Raw genomic sequence first — 14,864 nt, 5'->3', positions numbered from 1 at the left:
GGAGCTGCATACAAGATTTATTATTTGATATGGAGGACTTATTATGGAAAATGAGGCTTATTTAAAAAGAAAAGGTATAATCAATACCACCATTGAATTAGAGGATGGAACCTATACAGGCGAGCACAATCACTATGTTCCGAATGGCTATGGAAAAATTGTCCATGACGATGGTAGTGTATTTAAAGGTTGGTGGGTAAATGGTCGAAAAAACGGCTACGGAAGATATTTCAAAGGTGGAGAGGACTACCTTGTACAAAAGTGGAGATATGGTAAGCTAGATGCTGAGATGAAAGTGGATGTTTCTAGTTTCTTCAAAAACAAGGTAAAGATGGCGGTCATTTACGATGATCCACCGTTTAATTCTTTTTTTGATGGTCCAATGTTGAATAAAGGACAAGGTCGAGTAATTGGAACGATGTCAGGGCTTTTGAAGCCAAAATATCATGGAAAAATGATAATGATATGGGAAGATGGGGGCAAATACTATGGTGACTTCAAGGAAGGGGGAAGGACTGGAAAAGGGACACTTTACTTCTCTGATGGCGCTATCTATCGTGGAGATTTTGTAGAGGGGAGAAGAGAGGGCTATGGAGTCTATCTCTCTACGGATGGCACTCGTAGTAGCGGTAGGTTCCTCAATGGTCGATTTCATGGGGAAATCATCGTTGATTATCCGAATGGTACCTGTGCAACATTTGAATACGATAATGGAACGAAACTATCATGCAAGAGGTTTAGAGCATCGGATGCCAGCGTTTTCAAAGGAGAATCTGAAAATGGTCATCGTATAAAGGGAAAATCTATTTTTAAAGATGGATCCTATTATGACGGGGACTACGAATGCGACAAACCACATGGTAAGGGCATGAGGAATTATTCAAATGGTAATGCATACACAGGAGACTTCAAGCAAGGATTGCGACATGGATATGGTAAATTAACTTACTCAGATGGTTCTATCTATGAGGGGAGCTGGTTCATGGATACGAAGCAAGGTCGTGGCAAGTTGACTTGGAAGAACGGAGATATTTACGAAGGTGATTGGGTCAATGATAGAAGACATGGTCGTGGCAAACTTACTTGGAAGAGCGGTTCTATTTACGAAGGTGATTGGTTGGAAGACAGTCGTACTGGTAAGGGAGAGATTTGCTGGACTTCAGGAGATAAGTATATAGGTGATTTTGTAGATGGTCAGAAGACTGGTCAAGGGAAAATGATTTATACTGATGGAAGTATATACGAGGGAGGTTGGAAGGATGACAAGAAGCATGGGTCAGGGACTCTAACTTTCAAAGATGGTGGCAGTTTTAAGGGGCTATGGGAAGCTAGTAGAGCACATGGCCTGGGAAGATTTGAAACAGCGACCGGAGAGGTTATTGAAGAGGAGTTTGTTTTAGAACCTAGCAATGGTAAAGCCGCTAATTTTTATAAAGGGGGTTACATCTATATCGGTAATTGGAAAGATGGAAAAAGATCTGGTCAAGGTAGGTGGATAAGTGCTCGTGGAGATTCCTACTCAGGTTCTTGGCTGAATGACAATATGAATGGGAAAGGAAAGTACGACTGGGGGGAACATAGTTACTATGATGGGGATTTTCTGGATGGAAAATTCACAGGAATTGGTAAAAGGGTATTTCCAGATGGACGGGTCTATGAGGGTGAATTTTTAGATGACCTATTTCATGGACAGGGCACACTGACCTATCAAGATGGTTCCATATTTACTGGAGAGTTTGACCAGGGGCTTGCTTCTGGCAAAGGAAAATTTCTAGCCTCGAAAGGTAAAGAAATCACTCGTCAGTTTACTGCCGAGCCCTCAAAAGGAATTGCTGCTTATTTTTATCAAAAAGATGGGAGTGTTTACATCGGAGACTGGAAAGATGGCAAGAGAAATGGAAAAGGGAAGTTAATCTTTAAAAGTGGGGCCCTATACGATGGTCTATGGCTAGATGACAAGAGATCAGGTCAGGGTAAAATGGAATTTTCAGATGGTCCGGTTTACCAGGGGGATTGGGTAGACGGAGCAAGAAATGGTCAAGGTCAGATTACATACAAAGATGGCCGAGTCTACAGGGGAACTTGGGTTAATGATCAAAAATCAGGGAAAGGGACCATGACTTGGCCAAATGGAGAAATGTTTGATGGGACTTGGGTAGATGATATGCCAAACGGAGAGGGAAAGGTAACCTTACCGAATGGACAAGAAATTTCAGGAAGCTTTAATCCTTCCCCTACTGACGGTTATCACCAAAAATTTTTCTGGCGTGATGGTTCTATCTACCAAGGAGAGTGGAAAGATAAAGTCTACAGTGGTCATGGGAAATTGACATTTTCAGATGGTAATTATTACGAGGGTAGCTTTGTTGATGGAAAGAGACATGGTGAGGGCATTTATTATTATAAGGATGGAACAATTTTTGAAGGAAATTTTGAAAATGGGCAACGCCAATATGGGAAATTGATATTAAAAGATGGTCATATATACAGAGGACCGTTTGTAAATGAGAAAATGAATGGCAAAGGGAGCTTCTACTATCCCAATGGAGATTTTTATGAGGGTGATTTTAAAGACAATCAAATGACAGGTGAGGGGAAGTTTACAAGAGTTAGACAGATTACCTTGCCAGATGGTTCGATGATTCCCACTCTTGAAGGGGCTGAGATACTTGAAGGGTATTTTGAAAATGCCAAATATTTAGGTAGTCAGCTAAAAGGATCCGACTAGGTTTATTTCTTTGTCTCATTTTGTTGTTTTGACGGAGAGGAAAATATGTTTGTTACAGAATATAGCTATGAATCCTATTTTTATTTTGAAGTTTCTGTTGAATTGGAATAGGGCATACTAAAAAGTAAAATAGGGGAACTGCGTTTCAAACGTATTCAAGACGGGTTGGCTGTATATGATTCTATAAATCATAGTCGGTCAGTTTATCTCATATTACTTCGATAATTTGCCCTGTGTGTGCTTTGCACGTGCTGTCGCCAACTTTGAATAGTCGAATGTCCGTACAAGCAATCTACAGCTTTTGATACGAACTTCGTTCGATTCGTTTTCAATTTTTATTAGTCTATTTCTAGATTGGTAAGGTGGCTACCAAAAGTAAACTAAAATATTACATTTTGCAAGGAGGATTCTATGGATAGTTTTGAATTATTTATTTTAGCTTTGGCTGGGGAATATGGTTATGCTCTCTGAGTACCACCCGTTCAATCTGAAATTGTACGTCACTTGGATGACCGTTTGATGAACCGTATTATTAGAAATATCCAGATAGCAATACCAGCTCATCTAATAGAGAAAGTATATTTATCATTGCAACAAAGCAGAGTAGATGAATTTCAAACGATTTCAAATCAATCTAGAATTGAGCATGCGGACATTATTGTAAGAACGATGCTTAGATTTAACAAGGACTATTTAGGTATTAAGCAAGATAGAATAGGAATATCTTGACCATTTCTATTAATATGTACAGGTGGTACATTTATAATTTATGTTATTTATTTTCTTGTCTTGTCTAAGCGATGGTAGGAGCTGATAAGTTTTATCAAGTTAGATAATCAGACTATAACTGCTTATTAATTGTATTTTATATGTTAGCGTATGGGCCAATATGATTTTACAATTTATCTTAGAAGTTTATTTATATTTTTTAACAAAAATTAATTTATAGCGAGGAGAAATAATATGTCAACTATTATAGATGCGAAGAATAAATACGGTAAAAATATTGTTTTAAAGGAAGAAATGGGATTTTTGGGTGGAATCTCTTATGTTTTGTATGTGGATGGAAGGGTTCATTCACAGTCAGCAGATAAGCAGTTCATGCTAAATCAATTTAATAATTATTAGTACGTATTTCTATAAGGTCTGGGAATTTGATATTTGTTGAAACTATCAGCTACACTTATTAGCAGACATTGAAATAATAAATGATTAAACGGCTCCAAATCTTTTCACTAGATAGGGAGTCGTTTTTACATTAAAAGTATTGAGTGGTTACGCAACATTTGCTCCAAAATATTCTTGAACGAAATAGAAGTATGGAAGGAAACAGAAATTTTTGGTCTGGTTTTCATCTTTTATCCTTTTTCTGCTATAATGAACGTATGAATGAATTTATCCAAAAATATGTTTCTCAGTTTAATGTGGATGCCATCTTGACAGCCGTTGTCAATAAAACCCTTTCGTTGGTGCTCCTCTTTCTTGCCTTTTATATCATAAAAAAACTTGCTAAGGCATCTGTAAAAAAAGTCTTAGTGCCATCTCTGAAAGTATCTACTCAGGACATTGGTCGCCAGAAAACCATCAGCCGTCTAGTGGAGAGCATCCTGAATTATTTGCTCTACTTTATTCTCATTTATTGTATCTTGAGCATTTTAGGTTTACCGGTATCCAGTCTGCTTGCAGGTGCGGGGATTGCGGGGGTAGCTGTTGGCCTGGGGGCGCAAGGTTTTTTGTCAGACCTAGTCAATGGCTTCTTTATCCTGATAGAACGGCAGTTTGACGTGGGGGATGTAGTCAAGCTGACCAATGGACCAATTACTATTTCAGGCACCATTGTGAGCATGGGCATTCGGACCACACAAGTGAGGGATGCGGATGGGACCCTGCACTTTATCCCCAATCGTAATATCCTTGTCGTGTCCAACCAATCCCGTGGAGATATGCGGGCTCAGGTAGATATCCCACTCAAGTTTAATACCGACTTGGAGCAGGTTGGTCAGGTTATTGAGGAAGTCAACCGTAGAGAAATTGGCAACTTTGATCAGATTACAGGAGTGACAGTTCTTGGACCACAAAATACGACCAATGGTCAATTTGTTTTCCGTGTCAATCTCTTTGTAGCCCACGGGCAACAAAGTAGTATTTATCACCAGTTCCTTGGTTTTTATCAGGAAGCTCTTCGCCAGGCGGGTATTGATTTGCCTTCCACTAGCCTAACAAAATAAGGAGACAGCAATGGAAGTGAAAGATTTTGTCGTTGAAAATGGCCAAATGTATTATAAGAAAAAGCCCATCTTCAAACAACCATTATTTTGGACGACCTTAGTTGGAGCAGTCCTGTCTTTCATCCTAGGAGTGACCTGTTTGATTTTAATGACCGGTTTAAGCTTGTCAGATACAAGTGATTCTTGGAATTCGGAAAGTTATTTCGACGATAGCATTAGCTACACAGAGTACCAAGTGGGTGATAGTGTAGATTTTTCTACGGGTTTGCAGATTACGGTGACTTCGATGGGTAAGGATGACAGCCTTGCTCCAGTCGGTGATTTTGGCCATCCTTATCTTGTGGAAATGGATGTGAAAAACCCCACAGATGAAGTGGTGTATTTTGATGAGTACCATTTTCAACTAATTGATGATGAAATCTACCTTCCCTATGACTTGGATATGCGAACCTACGATGTTAATCTCATGGAGAAAATAAACCCTGGAGAAATGATAAAGGTAAAATTGATCTATGAGGTAGATCAAGAGAGTAGTGTGGGTTTCATTTATGAAAATGCCATCTGGACAGAGTTAGTCGGAGAAGGAATTTAATCTTGCTCTAGCGAAATAAAAACCCACGGTAGAATGAATTCTACTGTGGGTTTTTGGTGTGGTTACCATTTTTTTAGCTAACAATAAATTTATTTTTTGATTCCAAGCTCTTGTAATTGGTCAAGAATGGTATCCAGATCTGCTCCAGCCTGTAAGAGAGCTGCGGCAGTATAGCAACCTTCGACGACTGGTACAGTTTGGATAAGGACTTGCTTATCAGAAAAATCGGCAGCTAGTTCAATGTTCATTCGGGCGCTACCTAGGTCGAAAAAGGCAAGGAGGGTATCAGCAGAGTTTGCTTCAACTTGCTCTTGTACGATTTCAAAGCTGGTACCGATGCTACCATCTTCTAGTCCGCCACAGTAGGTGATGGGAATATCTTTTGCGACTTCAGATACTAGGTCAATGATTCCCTGGGCCAAATTTTTTGAATGGGATACGAGTAAGATACCAACCTTTGTCATAGTCCTGCCTCCAACATGGCTTCAAAGAGAAGTCCAGATGAGAAAGAGCCTGGATCAATGTGTCCAATAGACCTTTCCCCAACATAGGACGCGCGTCCCTTGGTCGCAGCAATATCCTTTGTCCCTTGAACGGCTCTATGGATAATTTCCGTTGTCAGCTGGTTTTCTCTTAGGGCAGCAATGACAGGCACCCAAACATCAACCATGGTTTTCTCACCCAATTCAGCCTTGCCACGTTTTTGGATCATGTCCAAACCTGCTTGTAGCACATCTGCCAAATCAGTATCCGTCTGGCTAGCCTTGGAAATTCCCATAAAAGCAGAGCCATAGAGAGGACCTGAAGCCCCGCCAACCTTACTGAGAAGCTGCATGGCAACCACTTTGAAAACCTGGTCAGCAGTCTCATAGTCTTTTTCAGATAGTTCCTGTATGACGGCAGCCATGCCACGAGCCATGTTTCCGCCATGATCTCCATCGCCAATTGGTGAATCGAGTTGGCTCAAATAATCCTTATTCGATTGAATTTTTTCGTTGAATTTCTCCATCCATGTCAATGCTTGTTTTGCATCCATAGTTTTTCTCCTACCAAGCGACAACTTCAACAGGTGCCTGTAAAGCCTCTATCCAGCTTGGATCTTCTAGTTTAATCAAAGTCAGTGACAGTCCAGCCATATCAATTGAAGTCATGTAATTACCAATCTTCTTGTAATCAACAATAACCCCTTTTTTGGCCAGTAATTGTGCAACGTCATTGGCAAAGACATATTGCTCCATGAGAGGAGTTGCTCCAAGACCGTTGATAAGGACACCGTAGTGTTCACCATCTTGAATGTCAAAGCCCTCAGCCAATTTCTCGACCAATTCTTCAGCCAATTTTGCAGATGGTTGTAGTTTTTCTTTCTTATAGCCAGGTTCGCCATGGATACCAACGCCATACTCAAATTCATCTTCTTCAAGGACGAAGCCTGGTTTGCCCACTTCTGGAACAGTAGCGCCTGAAAGCGCAAGACCGATAGTCTTGATTTGTGGAACGAGGCGGTCAGCTAATTCTTTAATCTCAGCAAGCGATTTACCAGTTTCAGCAGCATGACCGAGAATCTTGTGGACAAGGATGGTACCTGCTACGCCACGACGGCCTTGGGTATAGAGGCTATTTTCCACAGCGATGTCATCGTCCACAACGACACTAGCCACTTCGATTCCTTCCATTTCAGCCAACTCTTGTGCCATTTCAAAGTTCATGATGTCACCAGAGTAGTTTTTGATGACCATAAAGACGCCAGCTCCCTCGTCAGCAGCCTTGATGGCTTCCAAGATTTGGTCTGGGGTTGGTGAGGTAAATACTGCGCCACACACAGCGGCAGACAACATACCCTTACCGACAAAGCCTGCATGAGAAGGTTCGTGACCAGAACCACCTCCTGAGATGATGCCGACTTTGCCAGTCTTTTCCGCCTTGCGAACAATGACTTCAAAACCGTCAATACGCTCAATCACATCTTGGTGCATAAAGACAAGGCCTTTCAACATTTCGTCAACGACATGTTCAGGTTGGTTAATGATTTTTTTCATGAGATAGACTCCTTTGTTTTTTATACTGTTATTATATTTTTAAATAATTGAAAAAGGAAGGGACAAATTCTAAAATGTGTCCCTTTTGTTTCTATCAAAAGCATGATAGGGTATAATGGAGAGGAAGCGAAAGGAAGTGACATATGCCAACCTCGTTGATTACCAAGAAAAGAATCGCCAAGGCCTTTAAAAGGCAATTATCTATTAAATCATTTGATAAGCTTTCTGTTGTCGATATCATGCAGGAAGCAGGTATCCGTCGTCAAACCTTTTATAATCATTTTTTGGACAAGTATGAGCTACTGGATTGGATTTTTGAAACAGAATTGCAGGAGCAGGTGACAGACAATCTGACCTATATCAGTGGGGTGAAGCTCTTAGATGAACTGCTCTATTACATCGATTGTAACCAGGTATTTTACAAACACTTGTTTGAAATTGAGGGACAAAATGACTTTGTGACCTATCTGGAAGGCTATTTTAGGGTTCTGATGGAAAAATTACTGGCGGAATATCAGTCCAAAGAAGGTCGATATTTTACAAGGCAGGAACAGGAGTTTTTAGTGACCTACCATTCGAGCGCTTGGATTGGTCTGATTAAGAAGGGGCTAGTTCAATCCCCTTGTGCTATTCATAGCATGTATGGCCAAATTATCACCTTACTAGAGCAGTCATTTTCTAATCACAATTCGAGGGAGAAGAGGGATGGTATTTATAAAAAATAGACAGGATAATGTGATTGCGGATTACATTGAAGGATTCTATCGGACAAATAAGTATGTAAAGAAACTTGAACATCAACCTATTCTAGTTCAAAAAGAACAGGACAGTCAGCTGGTTCCCATCATCTCAGGTGGTGGTTCTGGGCATGAACCGGCCCATGTCGGTTTCGTGGGCAAAGGAATGCTGACTGCAGCTGTCTATGGAGAGATTTTTGTTCCACCAACTGCCGAAGAAGTCTTGGCAGCCATTCGTGCTGTTCATAAGGGTAAGGGAGTTTTTCTGATTGTAAAAAACTTTGAGGCTGACTTAGCTTCATTTGGTAAAGCCATTGAAATGGCTCGACAAGAAGGAATTGCGGTAAAATATATTGTATCTCACGATGATATTTCTGTTGATACCAAGGATAATTTTCGGATGCGACATAGGGGATTGGCGGGGACTATTCTTCTGCATAAGGTTCTTGGAGCGGCAGCTCTCTCTGGCTACAATTTAGATCAATTGGAACAACTGGGGCTTTCTCTAGCAACAGAGATTTCGACCATCGGTTTTGCGACCAAGTCTGCCAGACTACCCGATGCTGCCCAGCCTTTGTTTGATTTGGAGGAGGGACAAATATCTTACGGCATCGGTATCCATGGAGAAGAAGGCTATCGGACCGTTCGTTTTGAATCTTCTGAGCAGTTAGCAAACGAAATCGTCAATAAGCTCAAACTGAAATTCCGTTGGAAGGAAGGGGAGGAGTATGTCCTCTTGGTTAACAATCTAGGGACCCTGTCTGAGCTGGAGCAAGGAATCTTTCTCAATGATTTGTACCAGTTCTTGGAATTAGAAGGCTTGAAACTACCCTATATTAAAACAGGTAAGTTTATGACCAGTTTGGATATGGAAGGTATATCTGTCACCCTTTGTCGTGTCAAGGATCCAGTCTGGCTAGACTTCTTGCAGGCTCCGACAGAAGCTGCGGCTTGGTAAGTTAAGTATCAAATGATGAACCTCTTTTGGAAAGCAGAAGAGGTTTTCTATTCTCCTAAGAAAATTTCCTCCTTTTATGGTAAAATGTTTCTAACGAACTACAAAGGAAATAAGTATGTCAGATAAGTTTCAACTCTTGCTACAACAAATCGGAATGCCTCTTGATGCACGACAATCAGGGGCTTTTTCGACTGCAACGATTGAGAAAGTAGTCTTGCACAAGGTCAGCAAACTTTGGGAATTTACCTTCCGTTTTGAAAAGCCCTTGTCGCTGATGGACTATCAACTCTTCAAGGCTCGTTTGGCGACGGAGTTTGAAAAGGTGGGCAATAAGATTCAATTTTCTATCGTCAGTGATGCGGAAAGTTTTGAAGCGGGCTTAGTAGAGGCCTATTATCCAGAGGCTTTTACAGAAGATTTGTGCCAGAGTGCAGGCTTCAAGGCTCTTTTTCAGTCATTAGAGGTGGCTTATAGAGATGGTGTTTTGTGGATAAAAGGACCTGAAACTATCGATAGGATTCATTTTCGGAAAAATCACCTGCCAAACCTTGTGGAACAATACAAGCGATTTGGTTTTGGTAATCTTGCGGTGGACATTGAAGTTTGTCAAGAGATGACGCAGCAGCAGGCTGCGGCCTTCCATGCGCAGAATGAGGAAATTTACCTGCAGGCTAATGAAGAAAATCTGGCGGCCCTTGAACAACTGGCTCAAATGGCCCCACCACCAGAGGTAGCTCAGCCATTTGTCCCAGAATATAAGAAAAATCGTCCTGCCAAGGTCAATATCGAAAAGGCTGAGATTACGCCTATGATTGAGGTGGATAGCGAGGAGAATCGGATTGTCTTTGAGGGTCTTGTCTTTGAGGTGGAGCAGAAGACGACCAAGACGGGGCGGGTCATTATCAACTTTAAGATGACTGACTATACTTCGTCCTTCACCTTGCAGAAGTGGGCTAAGAATGAGGAAGAGGCTCAGAAGTTTGACATGGTCAAAAAGGGTAACTGGCTGCGGGTGCGTGGAAATGTGGAAACCAATAATTTCACCCGTGATTTGACTATGAATGTCCAGGAGGTCCAGGAGGTCAAGAAGGAAATCCGTAAGGATCTCATGCCTGAAGGGGAGAAGCGGGTCGAGTTTCATGCCCATACCAACATGTCTACCATGGATGCCCTGCCTGCCGTTGAGGACTTGGTGGCGCGTGCGGCTGCCTGGGGACACAAGGCGGTGGCCATTACTGACCACGGCAATGTCCAGTCCTTCCCCCATGGCTATCATGCTGCCCGTAAGGCTGGGATTAAGCCCCTCTTTGGTATGGAAGCCAATATCGTTGAGGACTCGGTTCCGATTGTCTACAATGAAGCGGATATGGTTCTATCTGATGCGACCTATGTGGTCTTTGACGTGGAAACAACCGGTCTTTCTGCGGTCAACAATGCCCTGATTCAGATTGCAGCATCCAAGATGCACAAGGGTAATATCATTGCGGAATTTGATCAATTTATTGACCCAGGTCACCCGCTCAGTAAATTTACGACTGAACTGACAGGGATTACGGATGAGCATGTGCGTGGTTCCAAGCCCTTGGAGCAAGTCCTGCGTGAGTTTCAAGATTTCTGTCAAGATTCCGTCATGGTTGCCCACAATGCCACCTTTGACGTTGGTTTCATGAATGTCAACTACGAGCGAGCTGGCTTGCCAATCATCAGCCAACCGGTCATCGATACGCTAGAATTTGCCCGTAATCTTTATCCAGACTACAAGCGGCATGGTCTGGCGGCCTTGACCAAGCGGTTTGGTGTTGCCCTTGAGCACCACCACATGGCCAACTACGATGCGGAGGCCACTGGTCGCCTGCTCTTTATCTTCCTAAAAGAAGCCTTGGAGAAGCACAATCTGACCAATCTCAACCAGCTCAATACAGAATTGGTGGCGGAGGATTCCTATAAGAAGGCTCGTGTCAAACACGCTACGCTCTATGTGGTCAATCAGGTTGGTTTGAAAAATATCTTCAAGCTGGTTTCCCTGTCTAATACCAAGTATTTTGAGGGGGTGCCACGGATTCCCAGAACAGTTCTGGATGCCTACCGAGAGGGCTTGATACTAGGAACAGCCTGCCAGGAGGGCGAGGTTTTTGATGACCTGCTTTCTAAGGGCATGGATGATGCGGTGAAGACAGCGGGCTATTATGATTTTATCGAGGTCATGCCACCTGCCCTCTATGCTCCCATGATTGCCAAGGAGCAATTCAAGGACATGGCAGAGATTGAAGAAACCATCAAGCAGTTGATTGAGGTAGGGCGTAGGGCAGGTCTGCCTGTTCTGGCGACTGGAAATGTCCACTACATTGACCCTGAGGAAGAGATTTATCGGGAAATCATTGTTCGTGCTTTAGGTCAAGGGGCACCGATTAACTGGACCATTGGAAATGGGGAGAATGCCCAACCAGCTCCGCTGCCAAAGGCTCACTTTAGAACGACCAGCGAGATGTTGGACGAGTTTGCCTTCTTGGGCGAAAGTCTGGCGCGTGAGATTGTCATTACCAATCCAAATGCTATGGTGGAGCGATTTGAAGATGTTCAGGTGGTTAAGACCGACCTCTATACGCCTTATATTGAGAAGGCCGAGGAAACGGTCGCTGAGTTGACCTATCAGAAAGCCTTTGAAATTTATGGCAATCCGCTACCAGATATTATTGACCTGCGGATTGAAAAGGAACTGACATCCATTCTGGGTAATGGTTTCGCCGTGATTTACCTGGCATCGCAGATGTTGGTGCAACGGTCAAATGAGCGGGGCTACCTAGTAGGATCGCGGGGGTCTGTTGGCTCCAGTTTCGTTGCGACTATGATTGGGATTACGGAAGTAAACCCTATGCCTCCTCACTATGTCTGCCCAAACTGCCAGTATAGTGAATTTATCACAGACGGTTCCTATGGTTCAGGCTTTGACCTGCCTGACAAGGATTGTGAAAAGTGTGGGACCAAGTATAAAAAAGATGGACAGGACATTCCCTTTGAAACCTTCCTTGGTTTCGATGGAGACAAGGTTCCCGATATTGACTTGAACTTCTCAGGAGATGACCAACCGTCTGCCCATTTGGATGTACGGGAGATTTTCGGGGAGGAAAATGCCTTCCGTGCAGGAACGGTTGGTACGGTAGCGGCCAAGACTGCCTATGGTTTTGTCCGAGGCTATGAGCGGGATTATGGAAAATTCTACCGTGATGTAGAAGTAGAACGCTTGGCTGCTGGTGCGGCTGGTGTCAAACGGACGACCGGTCAGCACCCGGGGGGAATAATCGTATTCCCTGACTACATGGATGTTTATGACTTTACGCCTGTCCAATATCCTGCCGATGATGTGACAGCCAACTGGCAGACTACCCACTTTAACTTCCACGATATTGATGAAAACGTCTTGAAGCTCGATGTCCTGGGACACGATGATCCGACCATGGTCCGCAAGCTGCAGGACTTGTCGGGCATTGATCCGCAGACCATTCCTGCTGATGACAAGGGAGTGATGGCCCTTTTCTCAGGTACGGAGATTCTGGGAGTTACCCCAGAGCAGATTGGGACGCCGACAGGTATGTTGGGTATTCCTGAATTTGGAACCAACTTTGTACGGGGGATGGTGGAGGAAACCAAGCCGACCACCTTTGCGGAACTCTTGCAGTTGTCTGGTCTATCCCATGGTACAGACGTATGGTTGGGCAATGCCCAAGACTTGATTAAGGCAGGAATTGCCGACCTATCCACAGTTATCGGTTGTCGGGATGACATCATGGTTTATCTCATGCACGCAGGTTTGCCACCCAAGATGGCATTTAACATCATGGAGCGGGTGCGGAAAGGGATGTGGCTCAAGATTTCTGAGGAAGAGAGAAATGGCTACATCCAAGCTATGAAGGATAATAAGGTGCCAGACTGGTACATCGAATCCTGTGGTAAAATCAAGTACATGTTCCCCAAAGCCCACGCGGCTGCCTACGTTATGATGGCCTTGCGGGTTGCTTATTTCAAGGTTCATTATCCAATCTACTATTACTGTGCCTATTTCTCCATTCGTGCCAAGGCCTTTGATTTGGCAACCATGTCCGGTGGCTTGGAACGAGTCAAGGCCAAGATGGAAGAAATCGCCCTCAAGAAGAAAAACAATGAAGCTTCGAACGTTGAGCAGGATCTCTATACAACACTTGAATTGGTAAATGAAATGCTGGAACGTGGCTTCAAGTTCGGTAAATTGGATCTTTACAAGTCTCATGCGACCGACTTCTTGATTGAAGACGATACCCTTATCCCGCCATTTGTCGCTATGGATGGTCTGGGAGAGAACGTTGCTAAGCAGGTGGTTGCTGCGCGTGCGGAAGGAGAATTTCTCTCTAAGACAGAACTCCGCAAACGGGGCGGTCTATCCAGCACTCTTGTCGAAAAAATGGATGAAATGGGAATCCTGGGCAAAATGCCAGAGGATAACCAGCTCAGTCTCTTTGATGATTTGTTTTAAACACCTATTCACTGTTTCTTTTGGAAGCAGTGAATTTTTTTAAAAAATGAAGTCAAACCTCTTGACTAATGTTGTTGATAGGTATATAATCTCTACATAGTGATAAAAACTACTATGTAGTAACAATAAGAAAAGAGGAAACTATATGTCAAACTTTGCAAAACTTCAAGAAACTCGTCGCACAATCTACGCACTTGGTAAAGACTTGCCAGTATCAAATGAAGAAGTGGTCGCACTTGTTGAGAAAGCCATGAAAGAGTCTCCATCAGCTTTCAACTCACAATCTAGCCGTGCCGTTGTATTGTTCGGTGCAGAATCAGAAGCTTTCTGGAATGAAATTGCCTACAGCGAATTGGAAAAAGTAACACCAGCAGAAGCTTTTGAAGGCACAAAAGGTCGTTTGGCTAGCTTTGCAGCAGGTGCCGGCACTATCTTGTTCTTCGAAGACCAAGACGTGGTCAAAGGCTTGCAAGAAAGCTTTCCACTTTACGCTGAAAACTTCCCAATCTGGTCTGAACAAGCTCACGGTATCAACTTGTACGCAGTATGGTTAGCCTTCGCTGAGAAAAATATCGGTATGAACGTACAACACTACAACCCATTGGTTGATGCACAAGTTGCTGAAAAATACGGTATCCCAGCTAACTGGAAACTCCGTGCCCAAGCACCATTCGGTAGCATTGCAGCTCCAGCAGCAGACAAAGACTACATGGCGGATGGGGACCGTGTAAAAGTTTTTGGTAACTAGTAAAGTTTACAGTTTGCTTTATTACGTCGTTAACTCGCCTCAGTTATGTCTGCGGCTGTTGACACGAACTCTGTTCGTTTTATCTCCCACCTCTAACTATCTCCCAGATAGTTAGAGCTAGTACTAAATGCAAACTGAAAACTTTACTCTGCGAAAATTGGAAATATCCGTTGTCAGTCTGTCCAGGTGAGTGTAAGACTGTCGGATAGAATCTGAGACTTCCTGCTAAACAGGAAGTTTCAGATTGCAGACAAACATCGTTTTGGTGTTTGTCTTTTTTACTGTTTTTAGAGAAAAATGGCTGTTTTAATGCTGAAACCACCCCATCTG

General features: G+C 43.1%; 13 protein-coding genes. 9 read left to right on the top strand and 4 right to left on the bottom strand.

Features of this window, described 5'->3' with window-relative positions:
- Window positions 1-43: 43 nt before the first annotated feature.
- The 5 genes from RFK25_RS05585 to RFK25_RS05565 all read left to right on the top strand — a co-directional run bounded on the left by RFK25_RS05585 (window position 44) and on the right by RFK25_RS05565 (window position 5,548).
- Entirely contained in the window at window positions 44-2,728 is a 2,685-nt protein-coding gene (locus RFK25_RS05585) for a hypothetical protein (RefSeq protein WP_332412134.1), read from the top strand.
- A gap of 519 nt (window positions 2,729-3,247) precedes the next feature.
- Window positions 3,248-3,457, top strand: coding sequence for a hypothetical protein (locus RFK25_RS05580; protein ID WP_332412132.1), 210 nt, complete (start codon window positions 3,248-3,250; stop codon window positions 3,455-3,457).
- A 234-nt stretch (window positions 3,458-3,691) separates the two neighbouring features.
- Entirely contained in the window at window positions 3,692-3,856 is a 165-nt protein-coding gene (locus RFK25_RS05575; RefSeq protein ID WP_332412130.1) for a hypothetical protein, read from the top strand.
- A 257-nt stretch (window positions 3,857-4,113) separates the two neighbouring features.
- Entirely contained in the window at window positions 4,114-4,956 is an 843-nt protein-coding gene (locus RFK25_RS05570) for a mechanosensitive ion channel family protein (protein WP_332412128.1), read from the top strand.
- A gap of 10 nt (window positions 4,957-4,966) precedes the next feature.
- Window positions 4,967-5,548, top strand: coding sequence for a DUF4352 domain-containing protein (locus RFK25_RS05565; RefSeq protein ID WP_332412125.1), 582 nt, complete (start codon window positions 4,967-4,969; stop codon window positions 5,546-5,548).
- Between the two features lie 89 nt (window positions 5,549-5,637).
- On the opposite strand, the gene dhaM is transcribed toward RFK25_RS05565, so the two are convergent.
- The 3 genes from dhaM to dhaK are packed head-to-tail and all read right to left on the bottom strand — an operon-like array spanning window position 5,638 to window position 7,584.
- Entirely contained in the window at window positions 5,638-6,012 is a 375-nt protein-coding gene (dhaM, locus tag RFK25_RS05560) for a dihydroxyacetone kinase phosphoryl donor subunit DhaM (RefSeq protein ID WP_332412123.1), read from the bottom strand.
- A complete protein-coding gene (gene dhaL, locus RFK25_RS05555; RefSeq protein WP_332412122.1) occupies window positions 6,009-6,584 on the bottom strand; it encodes a dihydroxyacetone kinase subunit DhaL in 576 nt (191 codons plus the stop codon). Before dhaL ends, dhaM begins: the two co-directional genes overlap by 4 nt.
- A 10-nt stretch (window positions 6,585-6,594) precedes the next feature.
- Window positions 6,595-7,584: a dihydroxyacetone kinase subunit DhaK gene (dhaK, locus tag RFK25_RS05550; RefSeq protein WP_332412120.1), complete on the bottom strand. Its 990-nt coding sequence runs from the start codon at window positions 7,582-7,584 to the stop codon at window positions 6,595-6,597.
- Window positions 7,585-7,727: 143 nt separating this feature from the next.
- On the opposite strand from dhaK, the gene dhaS reads away from it, so the two are divergent.
- The 4 genes from dhaS to RFK25_RS05530 all read left to right on the top strand — a co-directional run bounded on the left by dhaS (window position 7,728) and on the right by RFK25_RS05530 (window position 14,534).
- The gene (gene dhaS, locus RFK25_RS05545) at window positions 7,728-8,309 is read left to right on the top strand and encodes a dihydroxyacetone kinase transcriptional activator DhaS (protein WP_044687518.1); all 582 of its coding nucleotides are present in this window, start codon (window positions 7,728-7,730) and stop codon (window positions 8,307-8,309) included.
- On the top strand, window positions 8,290-9,279 hold the full coding sequence (dhaQ, locus tag RFK25_RS05540; protein WP_332412118.1) for a DhaKLM operon coactivator DhaQ: 990 nt from the start codon (window positions 8,290-8,292) through the stop codon (window positions 9,277-9,279). The genes dhaS and dhaQ overlap by 20 nt, the downstream gene beginning before the upstream one ends.
- A 115-nt stretch (window positions 9,280-9,394) precedes the next feature.
- A complete protein-coding gene (locus RFK25_RS05535; protein ID WP_332412117.1) occupies window positions 9,395-13,786 on the top strand; it encodes a PolC-type DNA polymerase III in 4,392 nt (1,463 codons plus the stop codon).
- Between the two features lie 145 nt (window positions 13,787-13,931).
- On the top strand, window positions 13,932-14,534 hold the full coding sequence (locus RFK25_RS05530) for a nitroreductase family protein (protein WP_015647430.1): 603 nt from the start codon (window positions 13,932-13,934) through the stop codon (window positions 14,532-14,534).
- Window positions 14,535-14,613: 79 nt separating this feature from the next.
- Here the strand turns inward: RFK25_RS05530 and RFK25_RS05525 are convergent.
- The coding region (locus RFK25_RS05525) for a hypothetical protein (protein WP_332412167.1) at window positions 14,614-14,864 on the bottom strand (251 nt) is incomplete at its 5' end.

Source organism: Streptococcus sp. SS-4456, from assembly GCF_036680365.1.
In the GTDB taxonomy this organism is placed as follows: Bacteria; Bacillota; Bacilli; order Lactobacillales; family Streptococcaceae; genus Streptococcus.
Note: the sequence above shows the minus strand (reverse complement) of the source record. Positions and strands in the feature narration are given on the sequence as shown.

Bases quoted from the DNA above. Each gene is read 5' to 3' on its own strand.
- RFK25_RS05585 (WP_332412134.1), top strand. From the start codon at position 44: ATGGAAAATGAGGCTTATTTAAAAAGAAAAGGTATAATCAATACCACC.
- RFK25_RS05580 (WP_332412132.1), top strand. From the start codon at position 3,248: ATGAACCGTATTATTAGAAATATCCAGATAGCAATACCAGCTCATCTA.
- RFK25_RS05575 (WP_332412130.1), top strand. From the start codon at position 3,692: ATGTCAACTATTATAGATGCGAAGAATAAATACGGTAAAAATATTGTT.
- RFK25_RS05570 (WP_332412128.1), top strand. From the start codon at position 4,114: ATGAATGAATTTATCCAAAAATATGTTTCTCAGTTTAATGTGGATGCC.
- RFK25_RS05565 (WP_332412125.1), top strand. From the start codon at position 4,967: ATGGAAGTGAAAGATTTTGTCGTTGAAAATGGCCAAATGTATTATAAG.
- dhaM (WP_332412123.1), bottom strand. From the start codon at position 6,012: ATGACAAAGGTTGGTATCTTACTCGTATCCCATTCAAAAAATTTGGCC.
- dhaL (WP_332412122.1), bottom strand. From the start codon at position 6,584: ATGGATGCAAAACAAGCATTGACATGGATGGAGAAATTCAACGAAAAA.
- dhaK (WP_332412120.1), bottom strand. From the start codon at position 7,584: ATGAAAAAAATCATTAACCAACCTGAACATGTCGTTGACGAAATGTTG.
- dhaS (WP_044687518.1), top strand. From the start codon at position 7,728: ATGCCAACCTCGTTGATTACCAAGAAAAGAATCGCCAAGGCCTTTAAA.
- dhaQ (WP_332412118.1), top strand. From the start codon at position 8,290: ATGGTATTTATAAAAAATAGACAGGATAATGTGATTGCGGATTACATT.
- RFK25_RS05535 (WP_332412117.1), top strand. From the start codon at position 9,395: ATGTCAGATAAGTTTCAACTCTTGCTACAACAAATCGGAATGCCTCTT.
- RFK25_RS05530 (WP_015647430.1), top strand. From the start codon at position 13,932: ATGTCAAACTTTGCAAAACTTCAAGAAACTCGTCGCACAATCTACGCA.